The sequence below is a fragment of the Sinomicrobium halophytocola genome, from assembly GCF_052983395.1.
Genome location: NZ_JBRKIT010000024.1, coordinates 269,307 through 289,188, shown reverse-complemented (window position 1 = coordinate 289,188; position 19,882 = coordinate 269,307). Strand labels below are relative to the sequence as shown.

The window sequence follows — 19,882 nt, the reverse complement described above, 5'->3', positions numbered from 1 at the left end:
ATTTTATACGAAGTAACAATAAGGAGGCAGGAACATTTTTATAAAAAGACATTATTTTTTTGTAAATTTCAATTATGGAACGTTACAAGCGGTTCATCGGAGTGCTGTTTAAGGAAAAGACAGGGAAGTCCTTAAAGAATTACATTCAGCAACATCGCTACAGTCTGCTGGAACAGTGCTTAAAACACGGTACGGGATTAAACAACTCTTCTTGGAATTTGGTTTTATCGACAAGAGCCGTTTACACACGTTTGTGAAAGGATATTCTGTAAAAAACATTTACCGGGTTAAATGAGCATTATTTTTATTTAAAATTATGTAATAAATCGATCGTAATTTTTCTTTTTCCATATTTAAATCCAGGAAATTACTTCTTTCAATGGATTTATTTATAATGTTTTTATAAGTTTGCGATTATTTACGTTAATCCATAATAATACATCATGAAAAGGAAAATTTCCGTATTGGCAGGTATTTTCGGCACTGTCTTTTTCAGCTTCGGACAGGTTCAGAACCCGGAATGCCCACAAAACCTTTCCATTTTTGCAGAACACGCAAAAAACAAAAACTATGATTCGGCCTACGAGCCGTGGAAAATGGTCTATGAAAACTGTCCTGATCTGCATTGGGCTACATATCATTACGGTGAACGGATACTGAAGGATAAAATTCAAAAAGATCCTTCAAACAAGGAACAGTATATAAAAACGTTGACGGAGTTATATCAATCTGCCCCAAAATATTTTCCCAAGCGTTACAATGAAGTAGGAAGCAAGATAGACATTGCCCTCCTGATGAATGACAACAAACTGGGATCAGAGGAAGAAGTTTATAATCTTCTGGACCAGGCTTTTAAAAAAGACAAAGACGCTTTTAAAAACCCGAAAGCACTATACCTCTACTTCTCTACTCTTGTAGATTTACAGGCTGCCGGTAAAAAAGACCTCCAGGAAGTATTTGATGTATATGATGAAGTAACTGCAAAGATCGCGGAAGAGAACCAGGAACTTGCGGAAACCATCGTAAAATACGTAGCCAAAGAAGACGAGGGAACTCTTACTGCTAAAGAAAAACAAATACTGGCCGGTGCCCGTCAAAACGGAGAAAACTACGAAAAAATAAATAGCAGTGTAGATAACAAACTAGGAAAACTGGCGGATTGTGATAACCTGATTCCTCTATACCAAAAGAATTTTGACTCACATCAAAATGATGCAACATGGCTTAAAAGTGCTGCAGGAAGAATGGATTCCAAAGATTGTACCGGAGATCCTCTTTTTGTAAAGCTGGTAGAAGCTCTTGATAAAATTGAGCCTTCCGCAAGTTCCAAATATTATTTGGGTTCCCTGTATGAAGAGCAAGGGAATAAAAACAAAGCCCTGGAGTTTTTCAAACAGTCTATTAACCTTGAAAGCGATCCGGTTAGAAAGGCAAACAAACTGACCAGCATTGCTTCCAAAATGAGCAAAAGCGGACAAAAATCTGCTGCTAGAAACTATGCTCAACAGGCTTTGGACGTTAACCCTGCGAACGGGACACCTTACCTGATCATTGCTTCCCTATATGCCAACAGCGCTAATGAATGCGGTAGCACTACTTTTGAGAAAAGGGCTATTTACTGGAAAGCTGCGGAGATGGCAAGAAAAGCCGGACAGGTTGACCCATCTTTGAAAAGCCGTGCGGCACAAACTGCTGCTAGTTATGCGGGAAGAGCCCCAAGCAAGCAGGATATCTTTAGTGCCGGAATGGCCGGAAAAACAGTTAACTTCAGTTGTTGGATAGGTGGTAGCATAAAAGTGCCTAATTTATAGTAACAACGTTTCCTCTTTCAGCCATTACAATATGAAAAACCGGGCTTACATCGTAAAATTGTAAGCCCGGTTTTTTTTTCAAACGACCGGCACTCCGTTTTTCAGGTATTCGTACATTATTTCATTAAAACATTCCATTTCTTCATAGGGCATTAACTGTACGGCAAATTCCAGAGCAGCTTTTATATCTATATATGGTTGTCGTATGAACCCGGATAAGTCATATTCCGGGTATTCCAAAGCCATAATACAAACTTTGACCAGGCTCGAAACGCCAAACAGTACATCCAAAGGATTGTCCAGCAAAAAACCAGCCCTGTAGTATACGCTTTCGGAATTTTGCTGATATTTATAAAATTTATTTTCTATAAGCTTTTCTATTCTCCTTTTTACCTCGTCCCTTTCTTCTGCAGACAATGGTGTTGTGTGTGGTAATGAAGGGGCTTTTTTCCTGGGCTGTGAAGCATTTTTATCTACTCTGCATGCTGTTATCCCCGTATCGAAAAGCTCTCGGAGAGCGGTTTGCAATACCTTGAATTTCCCTTGCATAAATAGCAGTTCTTCTGTACTTATTTGGTAGTTATATCCGTATCGTACTTCTTTATAAGCACGGTCAAGCAACTGTAATACCCTATTTTCATATTGATTTTCCGGGTCAAACAGTACACCGAGCTGCGGAAAAAAATGCTGGATATATTTTTGATGCTCCGCAATACTATGACATATCTTTTCCTTTCCGGTTACCAGTATTTCCACCAGCCGGAAAGAGATTTCCATAGATTGATGCAACATAAAAGCGGTTTGCGGATAATCTTCCTTATCATAATAAAAATCGGTGCCTTCCCGGAAAGCCTTTATTTTGACACAGTCTGTTTCAAAACGTTTTTTTGCCGTGGCCAGTGCCTTTTCCATATCGATGTTTTCCGATAGTGGTTTCATGTTTTGTCCTTCATTTCTGTAAACCAGATTCGGGCTTTGGCAAATACGTATAAAAAACAAGTTTCCCTCACACATTTGTTTTTGCATATATTCCAACGTATACAGGCGAAGCAGAAAACCTTCCTGGCCTTCCAATATATCTGCTATAATGGCAGAGTGATCGTTTTGCCGGGGCAAAGCTTCTTCCGGAAACAATATCAATATCAGTTTCTTCATATCTTCACCTTTTCCCGTATCGGAAGTGTAAATGTATTGAGCATCTATTAGAGTAGTTATTTTAGACAGTATCTTTTGTAAAGCGGTATTTTTCATAAGTGTTAGATTTAAATAATTTAGAAAAAGGTCGTTTTCAGACAATAGATTACCTTCTCCCTGCCGGCGATAGAGAGGGAAAATACCAGATGAAAACCTCGCATTTAAATTGGGATAAGCTTAAGGACAGACTGAAAAAGCCTTAATCTTCATGGAAATAACCCCGAAAGATGTCAATAAATTCACTTTCGTGCATGGGCAACAACTGATAGATGTTTCCTAGTATGTTGTTTGCATTGATATCCTGGCGGGAAATAGCTCTTCCCCAGTGGCCACGATATACAATTTCAGTAAATCGGAGATCGTGCCCGGAGGTTCTGGTATCCCTTCTGTCGGATTCCTATAATATAATCTTTACCCGGACAATATTTTAATTGCCGGAAATGAGCCGGAGCAATTTTCCAAAATTCTTCTAATATAGAGTGTTTCTGTTTCATAATGGTGTAACTTTAAGTTCTTTTAAATTATACACCTGAAACTTCCACAGGACCCAAGTAAGATAGTTTTTTCAGTAGATTTTTTTCCCATCCATAAAGATTAGGATTTAATATTCTGTGTAAGAACCTGAAAATCCACAAGTTCGCCCGACCTCTTCTGTGTCAGGACAGAAATACTCCTTTCCGTAAGTTGCAAGATACGGGGATATCCTCCGGTAGTCTGGCAATCCCGCATCAATATGATCATTTTTCCGGAAGGGGTAAGCTGTACAGTGCCGGGAATTGTAGCCGAAGTGATTATATTGAAATTGTTGGGAGACAAAAGCTCTTCCAGTTGGTAAGCCATGCGGTTGTTTTGTGCGGAAACAGTAAAAGCAGCATTTTCCAGCTGTTTTCTGTCGCCTTCGGATAATGATTCGTATTCTGGTCCGGGACAGACCTTTAAACGCGACTCAAACAGAAAGTCATTATCTATCTTTATCTCTATAAGATTTTCTATATCTCCCTCAAAAGGTTCATAGGGCAGAGTACCTCCTTCCGGTATACGGGCTGTTTTGGTTACGGGGACATACATTGATCGGCTGTGGAGCACCTTATTCGTTTTTATTCCGCCTTTAATCCCGAGATAGGCACGGATTCCCCTGTGCAATTTACCAAAGGAAAGCACATCTCCTCTTTTTACCCGAACCACACGGTTATATGGTATTTCCGTTTTATTAAGCAAGGGCTGCATCTCTGCCCCGGTAACCACAATATGCGTAGGTTCGGAGAATTCCAGTACTGGTCCCATCATGGTCATCTCCAGAATGGCAGCGTCATCATCATTATTCAGTAACCTGTTGGCAAGCACAGCCGAAAAAATATCCATAGCACCCGAAACCGGCACTCCCATATGCCTGTATCCTGTTCTGCCGGAATCCTGAACGGAGGTATAAAAACCCGGCTTTAAGACTTTAATCATGCCATTCTTCTTTCTTTATTTTATAAACTCCTGCGGAAGCCTCAATACTTATCAGCTCGTGTTCGGCTTTTTTGACACTGAAAAACATCACCTTGTCACCTACCTTTATTCTGCATGGTTTTTTCCGGGAGGCATCAAACAGTTTTATCGGAGAATTTCCGATGATATTCCAGCCTCCCGGGCTCTCCTGGGGGTACACCCCCGTTTGTCTTCCTCCTATACCTACAGCCCCCTTTGCTACTTTAAGCCTGGGTTCGTCCCTCCGTGCAGAAAAAAGTCGTTCGTCCAGTCCGCCCAGGTACATAAAACCAGGCAAAAAGCCTATGCCATATACGGTATACTCCCCTTTCGTATGAAGTTGCACAAGTTCTTCCGCAGGCATTTTTTTATCCCTGGCTAAAGTTTCAATATCCAGCCCGAACTCTTCGTCATAACATACAGGGATATGCCATAAACGTCGTTTGAGCGGTTTGTGTTTACGGTCTGAATACAACTTGCGAAACTCCTTGATTATTTCTCCGAATTCCGTTTTTTCGGAAAAAATAGCCAAAAGGGAGTGATATGCCGGCACCAGTTCGCATTTGTCCCCAAAAGCCTTATGAATGGAATGCCGAAAGCGGATAACGTCTTCCAGAACGGCTTCGTCAATTCCCTCCGGCCACTCCATAAGAACAGCCGTCTCTCCCATAGGTTTATATACGAGTTCGTAGTTTTTCAAAGTTGAAGTCATATTGCTAAGTACCTAAAAAACTCTATATTTTAAAAGTAAAACCTATGTAAATTTGCAACTTATAGATGTTTATTAATATTTGTACATACTACTCTTGTATCAGGTAACGAAGTATTTCAACCGCATTGGGATTGTCTCCGTGCAAACAAAAAGTATCTGTTTTTATAGTCACTTCTTTGCCACTTAAGGTACGTACTTTACCTTCTTTTACCATAAACAATACATGTTTTCGCACCTCTTCTTTATCCAGAATCACGGCATTTTCGGTATTTCTGGCAACAAGGCTCAGATCATCATTGTAGTTCCTGTCGGCAAAAGCTTCGTAAGTAATGCGGAATCCTTTTGAAACAGCCAGTTTTTCGATCACGGAATTATACGGAACGTAAACCGGCACCCGATCGCGGTATGACCTTATAGCAGACAGAAATATTTCCGCAATGTTTTTGTTCTTCGCCATATCGTTGTATAAAGCCCCATGTGCCTTGATATGATGTAACGGTACTCCCTCTTCCCTTAGTATATTTTCCAAAATGGCTATCTGTTGCTGAAGAGATCCGATCAATTCTCTCTCTTCCATATTCAAGGATTTTCTTCCGAAATTTTCCCGGTCCGGATAGGACGGATGAGCGCCTGTCCCCACGTCATTTTGCACGGCCAGGTCCACCACTTTTCGCATACTCTCCATATTTCCGGCATGCCCGCCACAGGCAATACTACACGAAGATATAAAGGGCATCAGCAAATGCTCATTGTTCGACCCTTCGCCTACATCACAATTCAGTTTTACAGACATTCACATCAGTTTTTTTCGCTATTTTGAACAAGTTTTATCAATGATTCGGGTTTACCACCCAAAGACTTTGACAATACTCCGCAATCCCAGGATAACAGTTATAAGTATAATAATCCCGGAAATTATATTTTGCCATAAAGTGTTTTTATAAAAGCCTAGCACTCCCGCGCGATTGACCACCCACCATAAAAACAGGGCTATAACCGGAAGTAAAATACCATTGGCCACCTGAGCGAACAGAATAAGTTCTATGGGCTTCAGTCCCAGGGAAGCAAATACCACCCCTATACCGATGATCACCATCCAGACCATCCGGAACCGTATATCCGTGAGAGAAGCATTCCAACCGAAACATCCGTTAGCCACATAGGCCGCCGCAAGCGGGGCGGTAACGGAGGAAGTTATTCCCGCTGCAAACAAACCGGTACCCACAAAATAGGTGGCATATCTGCCATATAAAGGTTCCAGCCCATGTGCCATATCCATAGCATTACTCACATTGGTAAGGCCGCTACCCGCAGCAGTTATAATGATCGCCATAGACACCATTCCCCCCAGTATTATTGATATCAGGGTATCTTTTCTTGCCGGTTTCAGGTCGGATTCCTTATTCCACCGTTCTCCTACCAGTGAAGCGTGCAGGAACAGGTTATACGGCACTACCGTTGTTCCCACCAGTCCTATAATAGTAAATATACTGTCTTTCGGAAACCCCGGCACGAAAGAACCCCGAAGTACAGCCCCCCAGTCGGGCTTGGTGAGCACTGCAGCACATAAAAAAGAGAGGCTCATAAGTAATACCAGTCCTATCATACACCGTTCCAGAATTTTATAATTTCCTATCCAGAGAAGAACACATGCTATTCCGCCTATTATTACAGGGTAAAAAGTACCGTATGCTTCACCAAAAATTCCTGCAATACCCAGAGAGGCGCCGCTAAGGTTCCCGGCTTCGTAAGCTGCATTACCAACAACTACCGCGGAAAAGACCAGTACCATTGCCGGTATTTTCAACCATTTATCCGATCGTAATTCCCTTTTTATAATTTCGGCCAGTCCCTGCCGGGTGAGAATACCTATACGTACGGCCATTTCCTGTAAAACTATTGTAGCTATTACCGAGAGCACCATAGCCCAAAGTAAAGCATAGCCAAATCCTACTCCGGCCAACGTACATACCGTAACCGTGCCCGGGCCTATAAACGCCGCGGCGACAAGGGTACCTGGTCCTATATTTTTGAAAAATCCGAACATCAGTGCGCAGTGTTCAGGGCATATACGGCAAAAGATCCCAGCCAGTGCGTTCCTTCGTAATTGTCATCTACAATATGCGGAAGTGAATGAAGCACATGGTCGTTTGCTATCCGTTTTAAATGACCGTATTCAGGAAAGTCTTTGGCAATACCGTACAAACACCATGCACGGCTGAAATTAACGCCATCCAGATGCACCAGTTTACCATCTTCCCTGTCGGATACCATTCCCTGTTCCAGGTTAAAAGATCTGTTCTTTAACTGCGGCAGGAATTTCTGCAGCCAGTTCCCGAATTCTTCTTTGGGCAATACTCTTCGCATGATATCCGCTTCTTCCAGGCAGGGGGACAGAAAATCGAAACCTCCGGGCTCCCAGGTGATGGGACAATCCGCGTCCTGCAGGTAAAAGTCTCTGGCCCTGGCTGTAATAAGTTCTAACAGCCGTGCATCGTTTACTGTCTTTGCATAGTCATAAGCAAAAGTAAGCCCGAATGCCGTATTGGAATGCTCCCCTATACGTATGGGATAATTCAGTTTAGGGAGGAAATTCATATAACCGCTTACAATAACATCCGTAAGGGGTTGCAGATTCTCTTCCAGTTCTCTTGCCAAAGGATCGTTCCACGTATGCAATTCTTCAGCCAGCTTCAGCAACCAGGCCCATCCGTAAGTCCGTTCATAAGAAGGTTCTTTGGAGAAATAGGCTATTTCCTGCAATATATTTTCCCGTGAAATATTTTCGTTTAACTTCTTTTTTATTTCTTCTGCCCGCTCGATATCCGGGAATTGTTTCAGCAGATTTACCAGCATCCAGTGCCCGTGTACGGACGAGTGCCAGTCAAAACAGCCGTAAAAGGCCGGATGCAGACTTTCGGGTGATTGCAGGTCGGTAGAATCACTTAAGGTCTGGTTCAGTTTATTCGGATACTCGGTTTGCATACAGGCCAGCGGTAATGCGGCCAGTCTGTTGGCTTCTCCGGGAGTCAGTGTGACTTCGCGGATATCAGGTTCCGGTTTTCCAGATTTTTCCCGGTTTTTTTTCGGAGTACAACACACCAGAAGTAAAAGGATCAAAACAGTAGAAAGTTGTTTCATATCAGATATTAGATGTTAGATATTTGAGACGAGATTACGGATTATTTTAAGCCAGCCAGCCTTCGCGGTCCAGGCTTCGGTATTGAATTGCTTCGCTGATATGATTGCCGGAAACCTTTTCGGAATGTTCGAGGTCGGCAATGGTACGGGCTACTTTCAATATCCGGTCATAAGCCCTGGCGGACAAGTTAAGCCTTTCCATAGCATTTTTCAGCAATTCTTTCGAAACATCATCCAATTCACAATACTCACGGATCTGACGGGTATTCATCTGCGCATTATAATGAATATTTTCAGAATTTTTAAACCTTTCGGACTGTATTTCGCGAGCGGTAGTCACTCTTTTTCGTATTTCCACACTTGCTTCGCCCTTCCGGTTGTCCGATAATTTTTCAAACGGAACAGGAGTAACTTCAATATGTATATCTATCCGATCCAACAGCGGCCCGGAAATTTTTCCCAGATAGCGCTGCATTTCTGCAGGTGAAGAAGTTACCGGGGCATCCGGATCGTTAAAATATCCTCCGGGACTGGGGTTCATACTGGCTACAAGCATGAATGATGATGGATATGTAACAGTGAATTTTGCACGGGAAATGGTTACTTCCCGGTCTTCGAGCGGCTGTCGCATAACCTCCAGCACCCCACGCTTGAATTCGGGAAGTTCATCTAGAAAAAGTACACCATTATGGGAAAGTGAAATTTCGCCGGGTTGCGGATAAGTACCCCCACCGACAAGTGCCACATCCGAAATAGTATGGTGTGGCGAACGAAAAGGCCTCTGGCTCATCAGCCCAGAGTTTCCGGTCCGGCCGGCCACACTGTGTATCTTGGTCGTTTCTACCGCTTCATTCAGGGTCATCGGCGGAAGAATACTGGGCAGACGCTTGGCTAGCATCGTCTTTCCTGACCCGGGCGGACCTATAAGGATAATATTATGTCCGCCCGCAGCAGCAATTTCCATACATCGTTTTATACTTTCCTGTCCCTTTACATCGGCAAAATCGTGTTCCGGGAAGTCGAGTTTTTTGTAAAATTCCTCATGCTTGTCTACTATGGTTCGTTGAAGTTTTTTTTTCTCGTCGAAATGATCGATTACTTCCCGGATATTTTTAACACCATATATTTCAATCCCTTCCACAACAGCAGCTTCCCGGGCATTTTGTTCCGGGAGAATAAACTTTCCGAAACCTTCTTCCCGCGCACGGACCGCAATAGGAAGTGCTCCTTTTATCGGCTGCAGGCTACCATCCAGGGACAATTCTCCCATAATGATATACTCTTCTATCCCTTCACTCTTTATTTGTCCCGAAGCTGCCAGGATACCTACGGCGAGGGTAAGGTCATATGCCGACCCTTCTTTGCGCATATCGGCCGGAGCCATATTTATGGTTATCTTTTTCCCCGGTATCTTATACCCGTTGTTCAGCAATGCGGCGGCGATCCTGTAATTGCTTTCCTTTATAGCATTGTCCGGAAGCCCTACAAGGTGATATCCCACACCTACCGCTACATTGACTTCGACAGTTATCGTTGTAGCTTCCACTCCGAAAACGGCACTTCCGAATATTTTTGTAAGCATATGTTCTTTTTTGTTTAAAAATATAAAAATTAACATATATGTAAGAGAAGCTTCTTAACTTTGTTATTTACAGTCAAAAGTTATATAACATGTTTCACCTCCATCATCTGTATATAACCTACTGGAAAGTCAAGTCCATTATCGGTGTCTGTTAGGGGTTCCTGACAGGCATTTTCTTGGTCTGCTGTATCGTTTTCCCTGATTTTATAATGAAACATTATTTATGTGATTAGTATATACTATTCCTAATTGCTTTTTTAACCCCTTGCCTCTTATGGCCAACAGCAACACAACACATCATGAAAAAAGAAACCATTATAGAGAATATAATAAAGCATAAACAGAACCCTAATCTGAAATTCATTCTAAAAGAAAAAACCGAAGCTTTTGCCTCACAATTGTTCCTCACGTTGTTTGACAGTGATATGTCGGTTTCTGATAATATTAACCTGCTGAAAGAAGAGTTTCAGAAAATTGTGGACCTGGCATGCTGGGCTCCGGGAAAACCCTGCGCTAAGATATGGGAGAGTTACCTCAACGAACTTCCGGAAATCCTAAGGAAACTGAACCTCGATGCCAAAGCTATTGTAGAGAACGATCCTGCTTCCAGGACTATTGAAGAGGTATGCCTGGCTTATCCCGGATTTTACGCTATTGCCATTTACAGGCTTAGCAGACCGCTTCACCTTTACGGACTACCCATAGTCCCCAGGCTGATGGCGGAATATGCCCACCGGCTTACCGGAGTGGACATTAATCCCGGGGCCCAGATAGGAGAATCTTTCTTTATTGACCATGCCACGGGGATCGTTATCGGGGAAACCACACTGATAAAGGATCACGTGAAGATATACCAGGGGGTTACTCTGGGAGCACTCCACGTGGAAAAATCTCTTACAGACGTAAAAAGGCACCCTACCGTAGAAAGTAATGTTACAATCTATGCCAATGCTACCATACTCGGAGGAAAAACGGTAATTGGCGCCAATAGTATTATAGGAGGAAACGTGTGGCTCACAGAGTCCGTACCGGAAAATTCCCTGGTATACCACACGCCGGATATAAAAATTAAAGCTAACGGAAAGATTAAAAGCGAGGATTAAACTTTAAAGTTTAATCCTGGTTTCTTTCCTCTTCAAAGGAATAACATAAGCTCCTCTCTCTTTTTTATAGGAGAGCTTTTTTGTTGTACCTTCTATACGGAGATACGCTTTGGGCGTAAATTCGTCTTTTGCGTTCAGCACCAGTTCCGTTTCCCCGAATTGCGGATCGTAATTCACCTGTTTAAAACTACCGGCATCGAGGGTAAACCATAATTTTTCCGGGGCTAGATATATCTTGTTTTTTGCTGCTGTGGTGAGTTCTACTTTTATTATTTTATTTTCAGCAATGCAATTTCCGCCAAATGCTACCCATCCCATATCCTTGTCTTCGGTTATATAAGTGGCCGAGTTTACTGCGTATCCGAAAAACCCGGAGCCGTAATCACCGGACAGCCCGTCTATCTTTAAAGTGGAAGGGAAAGAGTGAAAAGCAGCCGGACCAAAACCATCCTCGGTAATATTGGAAATCGATCCTAAAAGTCCGCCGTATCCCACTTTTAAAAGATATATATCCTCCGGATGTCTGCGGTAATGGGTAAGTACGGGGATTGCATTTAATCCGGAACCATAATGATGTATCTGTCTTTCTATACGCGAAAGTTTACCTCCGTACAGAAAATCCCAATACCTTCGGGCGTTTCCGTTATAGGCCCAATGTGGCATTACGGGCATGTAGGCCAGTATGGCATCCAGGGTGACCTTTGCTTTTTCATCAAATCCGAAGTAATCGGACCACATGTACACTTCTTCCTGCCCGGTAGAATCCCACGGCATCTCGCTTCCGAAAGGATAATTGAGGCTTTTCCAGTGTTCTGCTCTTTCTTTCATGCGATTTTCCAGGTCACCGGCCATTTCCGTATAATTTTCCCGTTGCAGATCTTTCAGGATGGCGAGAAATACTGTTCCTTCCATTTGTCCGAACTGCGCATAATAGGGTGCCAGGTCGACCATGGCAATTGATGTGTTGTAGGCTTGTTCCAGGTACCACTCCCACGGATGATTGGTGACCAGCCCTTCGTGATATCTCGCCAGACGATACATTACCCAGTATGCAGCGGCGACATGCGGGTAATTGTACGAGCGGCCAATATCGTCCGCTCCTTTTTTATCCCATGCCGCCCAGGTTCCGTAATTGACACTCTCATCGTAGGTCCCGGCGGGCATTTTTTCCGGTTCATAATAGAATATACTTTTCTTTACTCCATATTTTTGTGCCCCCTCACTATGCTGGATGGTTCCCCACAGGGTTTCATCGATAAACCGCTGTAACTTTTCCAGTTCTTCTTTGTCGGGCCGTACCAGTTGTTTCATCATGGCTCCCAGCCAGCTTCCAGCCCCGCCTTCATCGCTAAGACCGGCTATCCAGGCACGACTGTCCTGGGTTACCTGTCTTTTTTCTTCATAGTCATAACTGATTACGGAAGGATTACGGTGAAAAGGGTCCCCTTCTTTGTCAAACCACTGCTCGGTAAGAAGGAAGTTCCCGAAATCTTCTACAACTTCACTTTCTGGTTTTATGATGTTGTAATGTACAGTTTGTTCCAGTCCGTTTTTATACCGGATGGTCAGGCGTGCCCTGCCCCATTGGTTTCCGTTAACCGTATATTTCCGTGCACCGGAGGCGGTGATTCCTTCGGCTTCAATTTCTAATGCGCCTTCCGGCTCCACCTTGAAGGTGTCCACATCTTCTCCGTATTGCAGGAAAAGCTGTCCCTTAACATCCATAGGTAAAACATACCCGGGAATTCCAACAGCAACGGGACGTTCTTCCTCTTTTAATACTTCAGGTATTTGTCTTATGGCGTCCGTAAGTACGAATTTAAGGGAATAGTTACGGATTTCCCCCGGGCGCAAAATTTGTGAGGTGGGATGGTTCCACTGCTCTACTCCTTCCCATTCCGTTTCGGCATAGGCCCTGCTGTGCGCCATCCATTCGTGGAAACCTTCAAATACGATACTTTGGCGTGTGGGATCTTCCAGTAAGGGGCGATATGCTTCAAAAGGCATATTTTCTTCCGGAATTACCAACAGATCAGGGCCGTTACCATGAAGCCTTTTTACTTCCAGGTAACCCGCATCTTTTCCTGTATACGGATCGAAGAATACATTCTGAGCATGGGCTTCATCCAAAGATTTACCTTCGAGTATGTTATTAAATATCATAGGAATTCCCAGGGCGCCTATTTCCACATCAGAAGCAGAGGTATTGGTAATTTCAAAACGCATTACGAGGGAACCTTCCCGGGCTTCGTAGTAACGTTTTACGGAAAGCGGTATATCCTGCGGAAGTGTACCGGCCAGGTCGGCAGCCGCCAGTACATCACCGGAAACAGTCAACGGTTTTACTTCGGATCGTTTGGTTGCGGTAGAATAATTTTTCCATGCTCCACCGGACAGCCTTACCCTTAAATTAATATCTCCCAAATGAAACAGGCTGTCCTTATCTCGGATACGGAGACGATCGCCCGGAGTAAAATCAAAATCAGGAACCGAGACAGGTGACAATGCAGCTACCGTTTGCGAAGATTTTACCAGTTTTAACTGAAAATCTCCGGTAGAATGTGTCGTATATCCCTTTTCCAGTTCCATCACCGAAGGGCGTTCCGTAATCTTGCTCCAATAATCCTGTGCAATCGCAATACGTACCAGAAGTAACATCAGAATTACAGGCATCCGGCTCTTTAAAAATTTAATCATTATACTATACAGTTAATATTTACTAATTATTCTTCTCCTCTTCCGCACCCTAAACGGACAATTTTTGTCCGAAGCTGTTTTATTTCACGGTAAACAGATAGATTCCCGCACTTTCCCGTGGGATTTGAACACTGTTATCCTTTAAGGTTACATCTCTTTCCGAAATGAAAATATTATCTTTATTCTCCTCCGTGTTAAATACCATATCATTTTTTCCGGTGAGGGAGATAAGCTTCCCCTCTTCTTCTACATCTATTCCCGGCAGATTAATTTTTAACGGATACTCATCGTGAGTGGCATTTATTACCGATACGGTAAGCGTTTTACCACCTTCCGAGAGTGTTGCCGCTACATCCAATGGTTCCGGGGCTCCGTTTACGGAAACAGGCCGTGTTCCGAAATACTTTCTGTACATTTTTAAAACCAGCCCGGTGCCTTCCATCCAGGAATCCGTTTTGGTTGTTTTTATAGCCCCGATAACATTTACGGTCTGCGCGTAATTGGCCATGTAATAAATATCCGATTGACGGGAAAATTCGTTAATACCGGCGGCAATTCCAAGCGCGTCCCTGAGGAAATAACGAGTACCCAGCAATCCGAAAACATGCGGGCCATACCAGTAATTCCACTCGTCCATAGCTATTTTTATATCCTTTTCCTTCAAGCCGGGGATTTCTTCCCTGCAACGGCGGTGTTCTTCCGCAACTTCCCGGATGACATCCGGTATCTGCTTTACATGAGTAAGCAATCCGCCTGAGTGCCAGTCCTGTTTATAGAAATGTTCGCTGATGTAGGTCATATTGTTACTGCTATGCGCATACATCATATCGTTCCATTTACCGGGAAAACCTACGCCAATAAGTTCGATGTCCGGATCTTCTTTCCACATGGCTTCGGCTACTTCATTGTGTTTTTTCACATAATCTTCAACCGGCATATGTCCCAGTTGCCAGTCTCCGAACATTTCGTTACCCACTGCCCATAACTTTACATTATATGGTTCGGGATGTCCGTTCTCTGCTCGAAGCTTTCCCATTGCTGTTGAGGTATCTCCGTTAAAATAAGCCACTTCTTCGGCGGCCATTTCCGCAGTTCCCAGGCCGGTGTTTACAGCAACATTCGCTTCGGCATCGAGCAGTTTGCACAATTCCATGAATTCGTGTATTCCCACATCGTTATATTCCAGGCCGTTCCAGGCCCTTTCAAATTTTGTAGGACGGGTATCCGGATCCCCGATACCATCTTTCCACTCGTAACCGGATACAAAATTTCCCCCGGGCCAGCGATAAACGGGAGCATCCAATTGTTTCATGAGCTCAAGTACGTCCGGCCGGAATCCCTGCACATTATCTGCCGGCATCAGGGACACTGCTGCCAGCGTTACTTTACCTCTACCATAAAAGGTAACGGTAAATCTACCATTATCGGAATCGGACGATGCCTCCAATTCAAACGGGATTTTCACAAAACCGTCGCCTGGTATTTTCAGGATCTGCTCCTCCCCGTTTTCACCGGAATGCAGAGAAATCCCTATTTTATCCATCCCGCTTCCGGGCCGTAAAACGACTCTTCCCACATATCTTTTTCCTCCTTTCAAAGCCAGGCTGTCCTGGGTGAGTGTCCATTTTTCCCCGGTTGTATTTACTACGGGAATGTTACCCCTGGAATATTCCTGACTGTTGTCTATGGTTATTGCTGTCGTATCTATACTCGTCTTCCAGGGCGATTTTCCGGTGCCCGGCAGGTGGTAAAATTTACGGTCTTCCAGCATTTCCGCCCATATGCCTCCATATATACATTTACCCATGTGTTCAATGAACTGACCGTAAATGTATGGCGACATCGGGTCGCGCTCTTCCTGTATATTTATCGTAACTTCCGGTTTCAATACCCTGGCCGAAATTTCCTCCAGCCGGATATTGTCAAAACCCGCTTTACCTTTTGCTTTTCCGTTTTTTCCAAGCAGGCATTCTATCATAAAACTGTCTTCTCCGCCGGAATTAAACTCCATTTCCACATAGGTCCAGTCCGTATCGCCGGTAAACACCTGGTCATTAGCTAATTCAAACCGGCCTAACCTAAAACCGGCACCGGAATTTTCATTTTCCCCCGAAACACCTTCTGTCCTGATATAACCGGAAACCTTATAAGTGGCATATGGTTTAACGTTCACCTTTTTAAACCACCTCGAAACTGTCATGGAATCCGACTGTAATTCCAGCACACGAGTATCGAACTGTGTGGATATGGTATCCGAATAAGTTTCCTGATTGCTGTAATATTCTTTTTCCCAGCCGGAATCCGGAGCATTCTTGTCTTGTCCGGGTGATAGTAGTTTTGTTTCCTTTTCCCCGGAACATCCGAATGGCATCCATACTGCCAGAAACAGTATAATTAATGTTTGATGAATTTTCATTTGTTTCGTTCCGTTCCTCATACTTGATTTCTTAGCATTCCAACATCGTAAACCGGACCTGGCTTGTTTTTTTCAGGTAAAGCCTGTGAACTCATTTCCACAGGCTCTTTCCTTTTGTGTTTATCGGTCTTTTATTGGATCGTTATATTAAAGACAAAGGTTGCCTGGACCGTTTGTCCTGGTTCATGTTCATATACCAGCGCTTGTTTTATGGTATACGTATCCCCGACTGCGGTCTGTCCCGGATATTGCCCTATGGTAAACCGGAAAACCGAGGCATCGAATTCGGAATAAACCCTGGCATCATCGCCCCAGCCGATTACGTCACCGACTGCATTGAACCAATGTCCATATCCGTTTGCGGTTGTATTGCTGTTAAGACTTCCGTCACTTTCCACCGCGTAAAAAGTAATACTTTCATCCATCAAATTAGTAATTTCATTAGGCTGAAGCAGGAAAGCCTGTGCAAGTTGTGCCAGATCTTCTTCCAGCGCTACGGTTCCCCCGGAGTAATTGTCCCCGCTGAATGGAAAGCTAACATCATAGGTCAGCGTTACATCGGCCGGAGGCAATGTATCATCTATCGGGATGTTTCCGTAAAGATCGGTATTTGTAAATTTAACTTTATAGGGCCACTGATCGTCGTTGCTTTCGTCCTCATCCCAGGGATGTGGTGCATAAACACTTGGGGCTCCGGTTACGACAAACCACAGTTTACTGCAGTTCTGCGGCACGGTAAAAGTTGCCGTATTTACGGTTCCCTGGTTCATATCCCCATAAACCCTGGTGCCGTCTTCCAGCAAGGCTACATAACCGTAACGCCATCCCGCGCTTCCCGGATCCTGTACCTGGTTGTATCCGGCAGCATTTACCATCCCGGTAAATTCGGTAGATATTTCTGTTCCGGCAGCAGGAACGGCGAGACGTATAACATTATATCCCGTGGTGCCCGGACAACGATCGTAGGTAACCTGGTAGCTTCCGTCGCTAAGCATGTTACATTTAAAGGTCTGTGCTCCAATGTAATCTTCTCCTGTATCGCGTATGGCATCCAGGTCCCAGGTTGCGAATTTGGTTGCAGCATCATAAATTTCCTCATTGAGCTGTGCGGTAGAAATACCCGTAATACGCATATATGCCTGCAGCGGGTCTTCAGGTTCTTCAGCCATACGCCATATTTTCCCAATGATATCTTCACCGTGCTTGTCGGCCCAGTAATAGTGTATAAAATAACTGGCATAACGCTGCCATTCGTGACAGATATGTCGGAAATAATTTTCCGTATAGACGGTAAAATTATGGGATGTAAATGCCTCTTGCGGATAGCTTTGGTAGGACTGCCACTGTGCGGTCTGTTCCCAGAAGCCATTACCGCCATTCCCCCCGAAACCATAGCGAAAACCTGTTCCGCCACCCAGATCGCAATGTACCTGGTACTGAAAACTATGGCCTATTTCGTGCGCAATCGTGGACCCCACGGGCTGACAGGTGTTAGGACTTACCCATAATGCCCCGATGACATCGTCATACCCGGCGCCGGTAGCCAGCCATTCGTCCTGGTGATAGAGAAAAATCATCATCTTATAATCATCCAGATTAGAATTGCCCACCCCTGTTTCTGCAAATTTCAGGTCGTCAATGTTCAATGCGTAAAATTCCTCTGCTTTGGTCAACAGATCGTCAATATCCACCCGGTATGCCGAGGGGGTTTCTGCTGAACCCGGATCGTTATTTCCGTAATCGGCTCCCCAGAATACGATGAAATGCTCGGACTGCCGGCTACGGCCGTAATACCAGGTACTGGTACTGTCAAAAAAATCCATATTACCGAACTCGTTCGGTTTATAAATTTTAGTCGTGTCCACTGCCGAAGGGTCAAAGGTATCTCCGTTACCCCCGCCATTGTCCGGATCCAAAGGGTCCGGGTCTGCTTTGGCACAGCCGGCTATCATTATAACAGCAGCGGCTGCACTCAAAAATAACTTGGTACAGGAACCTAAAAGGTTCTTTTGGTCTTTTGTTTTGAAATCGGTTAATTTCATGGTTGATTTTGATTTAGGTTAAATTAAAAAGTTTAATACCCCTGATTTTGCTGCAGGTTGGGATTGGAATTAAGAAAATCCTGGAAAATCGGGAAGACGTTCTTATTTACCGCCGTTTGGGGATCTGTTTCGGCATCTTTACAGAACCAGGACTTCCCGTTATACACATTCATGTCCTTTCCGGTAACACGAAAACGGATAAGGTCCTGCCTGCGGTGATGTTCTCCGACAAATTCCCAGGCAAGGTCGTCCAGTAGTCCTCCGAATTCGATATCTTCTCCTCCTTCGTATGTTGCAACAAGAGCATCAGGGTCATACACGGTGGCACCCCGGTTGGTCCACTCCCGGTGCCCGTAATCGTAAATGCTGCCTCCCATAAGGTCGGCTGCGGTACGAACGGCATCCGTAGGGTTCATAAACGCCCTTTGGCGTACATCGGTAATCATTTGTGCTGCTTCCGACTGGTTACGTCCAAGGCGGAGCAGACATTCTGCTTTTATAAACATCGCGTCGGCAAGGCGGAAAAAAGGAACATCGTCGCCATAAGTTCCATCATTACCGGGGACTATTTCGTTTTTGACAAACCTGTATCCCTCAAGCATGTAAGCCCCTGGGTTGTCTATGGAATGTACTTCTTTGGTATACACCAGGTTCACTTCGCCCTGGTCATCCGCATTGGTTCTCAAGGGTTCACCGCTGTTATAATCGTATTGCTGACCGTTAGCCCAGGTATCGTCCAGACGGCTGTCGTTTTCGTGATAGGTGTCTATGAACTGCGGTACGGCACAACTCCCGTTCCACGGTGTCCCGTTATATCCGAAAGCTTTTGCTCCCGCACCAATAAGAGCCTTGTTCACAAGGTAATTCCCGGAAGCATAGGTCATATCCAGTGGAATAGCAAAAATAACTTCCGGGTTCCCGTTGAGGTCTGCCTTAAAGTTATCTTTATAGGAAGCTGACAAGGAGTAGCCCCCGTTCATGATGATATCTTCTGCTTCTTCCAGTGCCAGTTCGTAATATTCGTTACTTGAAAAATCGTTGAACCAGGCATTGTGATTAAGATACATTTTAGTCAGGATCATCGAGGCTACATATTTATTGGGATGACCGAAAATCTTATCTGTTCCCAGATCTTCTTTTGCCTCGGTAAGTTCGGTTACGATAAAATCGAATAATTCCTGCGGATCTGCCTGTTCCGGAAGGTATCCCGGCGGCACATCCTGGGTGGTTTCGAGGGCTACATTACGAAAACAGTCAAAAAGAATATAATACAATAATGCCCTCATAGTACGCATTTCGGCCTTCAGAGCGGCATTTTGCTGTACTTCTTCCAGGTCAAGGACTTTATTGGCGTAACCTATGCCATTATAGCTATGGTTCCAGATGGTCCAGAAATGACCGATATAGGAGTTAAAAGAATGTTTGTGCATGGCAATGTAGAGATCTCCCCATCCCACGCCAATACGTAAAGGGGTCATAATAAGATCAGACGATTCTTCCTGGATATCGAAAAGTCCGTTCCAGGCCCAGTATACGCTACGCAATTCACCGTAAACAGCACCTGACATCCGCTCTATATCGGCTTCGGTAAGCTCGATATTCTCCTCGCTGACATCGCTGTATACGGTTTCGGAAAGGTCCGTACAGGCGCTAAGCACAAATACAGCACCTGTAATAAAAATCCTGGATATATAGTTGATCGGTTTCATAA

The 19,882-nt window shown here is 44.2% G+C and carries 13 protein-coding genes; 2 read left to right on the top strand and 11 right to left on the bottom strand.

Going from position 1 to position 19,882, the window contains the following annotated elements; all coding sequences use genetic code 11:
• The first annotated feature begins 443 nt into the window (after nt 1–443).
• Nucleotides 444–1,811 (top strand): tetratricopeptide repeat protein, encoded by a 1,368-nt coding sequence (locus tag ACVBDY_RS08860; protein WP_447175114.1) that lies wholly within the window; start codon nt 444–446, stop codon nt 1,809–1,811.
• 78 nt (nt 1,812–1,889) lie between these two features.
• Here ACVBDY_RS08860 and ACVBDY_RS08855 read toward each other — a convergent pair whose 3' ends face one another.
• The 7 genes from ACVBDY_RS08855 to ACVBDY_RS08825 form a co-directional block, all read right to left on the bottom strand.
• Nucleotides 1,890–3,062, bottom strand: coding sequence for a hypothetical protein (locus ACVBDY_RS08855; RefSeq protein ID WP_447175113.1), 1,173 nt, complete (start codon nt 3,060–3,062; stop codon nt 1,890–1,892).
• A 537-nt stretch (nt 3,063–3,599) separates the two neighbouring features.
• Nucleotides 3,600–4,460 (bottom strand): 5-oxoprolinase subunit C family protein, encoded by an 861-nt coding sequence (locus tag ACVBDY_RS08850; RefSeq protein ID WP_447175112.1) that lies wholly within the window; start codon nt 4,458–4,460, stop codon nt 3,600–3,602.
• On the bottom strand, nt 4,453–5,178 hold the full coding sequence (pxpB, locus tag ACVBDY_RS08845) for a 5-oxoprolinase subunit PxpB (protein WP_447175111.1): 726 nt from the start codon (nt 5,176–5,178) through the stop codon (nt 4,453–4,455). The genes ACVBDY_RS08850 and pxpB overlap by 8 nt, the downstream gene beginning before the upstream one ends.
• 100 nt (nt 5,179–5,278) lie before the next feature.
• Nucleotides 5,279–5,983, bottom strand: a complete 705-nt coding sequence (pxpA, locus tag ACVBDY_RS08840; RefSeq protein ID WP_447175110.1) for a 5-oxoprolinase subunit PxpA — start codon at nt 5,981–5,983, stop codon at nt 5,279–5,281.
• A gap of 51 nt (nt 5,984–6,034) precedes the next feature.
• Nucleotides 6,035–7,237 (bottom strand): Nramp family divalent metal transporter, encoded by a 1,203-nt coding sequence (locus ACVBDY_RS08835; RefSeq protein WP_447175109.1) that lies wholly within the window; start codon nt 7,235–7,237, stop codon nt 6,035–6,037.
• Complete coding sequence (locus ACVBDY_RS08830) at nt 7,237–8,331, bottom strand: DUF2891 domain-containing protein (RefSeq protein WP_447175108.1); 1,095 nt, start codon at nt 8,329–8,331, stop codon at nt 7,237–7,239. Before ACVBDY_RS08830 ends, ACVBDY_RS08835 begins: the two co-directional genes overlap by 1 nt.
• 46 nt (nt 8,332–8,377) lie before the next feature.
• Nucleotides 8,378–9,913, bottom strand: a complete 1,536-nt coding sequence (locus tag ACVBDY_RS08825) for a YifB family Mg chelatase-like AAA ATPase (RefSeq protein ID WP_447175107.1) — start codon at nt 9,911–9,913, stop codon at nt 8,378–8,380.
• 299 nt (nt 9,914–10,212) lie between these two features.
• Between ACVBDY_RS08825 and ACVBDY_RS08820 the strand changes: the two genes are divergently transcribed.
• The gene (locus tag ACVBDY_RS08820; RefSeq protein ID WP_447175106.1) at nt 10,213–11,016 is read left to right on the top strand and encodes a serine O-acetyltransferase; all 804 of its coding nucleotides are present in this window, start codon (nt 10,213–10,215) and stop codon (nt 11,014–11,016) included.
• 3 nt (nt 11,017–11,019) lie between these two features.
• Here the strand turns inward: ACVBDY_RS08820 and ACVBDY_RS08815 are convergent, their stop codons facing one another.
• The 4 genes from ACVBDY_RS08815 to ACVBDY_RS08800 all read right to left on the bottom strand — a co-directional run bounded on the left by ACVBDY_RS08815 (nt 11,020) and on the right by ACVBDY_RS08800 (nt 19,880).
• Complete coding sequence (locus tag ACVBDY_RS08815) at nt 11,020–13,713, bottom strand: DUF5695 domain-containing protein (RefSeq protein WP_447175105.1); 2,694 nt, start codon at nt 13,711–13,713, stop codon at nt 11,020–11,022.
• A gap of 79 nt (nt 13,714–13,792) precedes the next feature.
• On the bottom strand, nt 13,793–16,129 hold the full coding sequence (locus tag ACVBDY_RS08810; RefSeq protein ID WP_447175104.1) for an alpha-L-arabinofuranosidase family protein: 2,337 nt from the start codon (nt 16,127–16,129) through the stop codon (nt 13,793–13,795).
• Between the two features lie 131 nt (nt 16,130–16,260).
• A complete protein-coding gene (locus ACVBDY_RS08805) occupies nt 16,261–18,171 on the bottom strand; it encodes a DUF4859 domain-containing protein (protein ID WP_447175103.1) in 1,911 nt (636 codons plus the stop codon).
• 32 nt (nt 18,172–18,203) lie between these two features.
• Complete coding sequence (locus ACVBDY_RS08800; protein WP_447175102.1) at nt 18,204–19,880, bottom strand: RagB/SusD family nutrient uptake outer membrane protein; 1,677 nt, start codon at nt 19,878–19,880, stop codon at nt 18,204–18,206.
• Nucleotides 19,881–19,882: the final 2 nt, after the last annotated feature.